Genomic DNA, 2302 nt, shown 5'->3' with positions numbered 1-2302 from the left:
TTGCTGACAATCGCCGGGCGGGGGTGGTCGGTTGGCGGTTTTTGTGGCAATCCTGGGGAGCATGGCCGCCTCCCGCTCGCCGCTGTCGCGGCTGTTCACCGTGCTGCTCGCCGGCTTGCTGGCCGGGCTCGCCCTGGCGGTCGCCGCGCTGCCGGGCAACCTGCTGCTCGGGTTCGCCGCCCGCTCGGCGCTCGGCACGTACGCCGCGCTGCCCGACTCGCTGCGCACCCCGGCCACCCCGCAGCGGTCGTACCTCTACGCCAACGACGGTAAGACGCTGATCACCACGTTCTACGACGTGAACCGCACCGACGTCGCGCTGGAGGACATCGCCCCGGTGATGCGGCAGGCGATCGTGGCGGCCGAGGACCGGCGGTTCTACGACCACGGCGGCACCGACCTGCGCGGCCTGGCCCGGGCACTGGTCGCCAACGTCAAGGGCGGCGGCACCGAGCAGGGCGGCTCGACGCTGACCATGCAGTACGTCCGTAACGTCCTCAAGACCGACCCCACCCGCACTGCCGAGGAGCGGGCCGCCGCCACCGACCCCACCGTCGGGCGCAAGCTCCAGGAGATCCGGTACGCGGGCGCGCTCGAGCAGAGCCTCGGCAAGGACGAGATTCTCGACCGCTACCTGAACATCGCCTACTTCGGCTCCGGCGCGTACGGGATCGCGGCGGCCAGCCAGCGCTACTTCGGTAAGCCCCCGGCGAAGCTGACCCTCGCCGAGTCGGCGCTGCTCGCCGGCCTGGTGCAGTCCCCGGACGCGTACAGCCCCATCGACGGCGACAAGGACGAGGCGCTGGCCCGCCGGTCGTACGTGCTGGACTCCATGGTCGCCACCGGGGCGGTCACCGCCGCGCAGGCCGCGCGGGCGAAGTCCGAGCCGCTGACCCTGCACCCCACCGCACCGCCCAACGGCTGCACCGCGGTGTCGCAGGGGCACGACGACTGGGGCTACTTCTGTGACTACCTGCGCCGCTGGTGGCTGACCCAGCCGGCGTTCGGGGCCACCGTGCCGGAGCGCGAGCAGGCCCTGCGCTCGGGCGGCTACACCGTGATCACTTCGCTGGACCCGAAGGTCCAGGCCACCGCGCAGCAGCAGGCGACCAAGGTCTACGGGTACGACAACAAGCGCGCCCTGCCGATCGCGGCCGTGCAGCCGGGCACCGGTCGGGTGCTGGCCATGGCGGTCAACCGGCACTACAGCCTCGCGGACAACCCGGCCGGGCAGGCCAACTACCCGAACACCGTCAACCCGTTGATCTCCGGTGGGGCCAGCGTCGACGGGTACCAGGCGGGTTCGACGTTCAAGCTGTTCACCATGCTCGCCGCGCTGGAGTCGGGCCGTACCCTCTCCACCGGCTTCGACGCGCCCGCCAAGCTGCCCACCCGGTACGCCGCGGAGGGCCCGGGCAGTTGCGACGGCCACTGGTGCCCGGCCAACGCCAACCCGGACTGGATGGACGGGTACCGGATGATGTGGGACGGCTTCGGCCGGTCGGTGAACACGTACTTCGTCTGGCTGGCCGAGCAGGTCGGCCAGGACAAGGTGGTGCAGATGGCGCAGCGGCTCGGGATCACGTTTCGCGCCGACTCGGACGCCGCGTTCGCCAAGGACAACGCCGCGAACTGGGGTTCGTTCACCCTGGGCGTGGCCGCCACCACCCCGCTGGACCTGGCCAACGCGTACGCCACGGTGGCCGCCGAGGGCACCTACTGCACACCGCTGCCGGTCGTCTCGGTGACCGCCGCGAACGGCACGAAGGTGCCGGTGGGGGAGCCGTCCTGCAAGCGCGTCCTCGACGCCGACGTGGCCCGCGCCGCGACCGACGCCGCCCGCTGCCCGGTGGGGCAGCAGTCGCCGTACGGGCAGTGCAACGGCGGCACCGCCACCGGTGTGAACGACATCCTCGACGGTCGACCGGTGGCCGGCAAGTCCGGTAGCTCGGAGCAGAACGCGACCGAGACGTTCGTCGGCTTCACCCCGCAGGTCGCGGTGGCCGGCATCGCCACCAACCCGGACGACCCGGCCGACTCGGTGGGCTCCGCCGTGCAGACGAAGGTGATCGACGCCGTCGCCCGGGTCATCGCCACCGCGGTCAAGGGCCAGCCGGAGAAGGCGTTCGCCGCGCCCAGCCGCGAGCTGGCCGGCGAACCGCGCCGCCCGGTGGAACGCCCCGCGGTCCCGGACCGCCAGCAACCCACCACCGAGGACCCCCGCTCAGCCCTGCAGCGCTGGCTCAACCGCCGAGGCTGAATCGCGGGGGCAGGGGCGTGGTGGGGGCTCTGTCTCGTATAC

The 2302-nt window shown here is 72.3% G+C and carries 1 protein-coding gene; it reads left to right on the top strand.

Annotated elements, in window-relative coordinates; translation table 11 throughout:
* Positions 1–61 precede the first annotated feature (61 nt).
* Complete coding sequence (locus F8271_RS30975; protein ID WP_192580544.1) at positions 62–2260, top strand: transglycosylase domain-containing protein; 2199 nt, start codon at positions 62–64, stop codon at positions 2258–2260.
* Positions 2261–2302: the final 42 nt, after the last annotated feature.

The sequence above is a fragment of the Micromonospora sp. ALFpr18c genome, from assembly GCF_008868155.1.
GTDB lineage: Bacteria > Actinomycetota > Actinomycetes > Mycobacteriales > Micromonosporaceae > Micromonospora.
The sequence above is the reverse complement of the archived record's forward strand: the minus strand, read 5'-3'. Positions and strand labels throughout refer to the sequence as shown.

What these genes read in the sequence shown, in the direction of transcription:
- F8271_RS30975 (WP_192580544.1), top strand. Translation starts at nt 62, where the DNA reads ATGGCCGCCTCCCGCTCGCCGCTGTCGCGGCTGTTCACCGTGCTGCTC.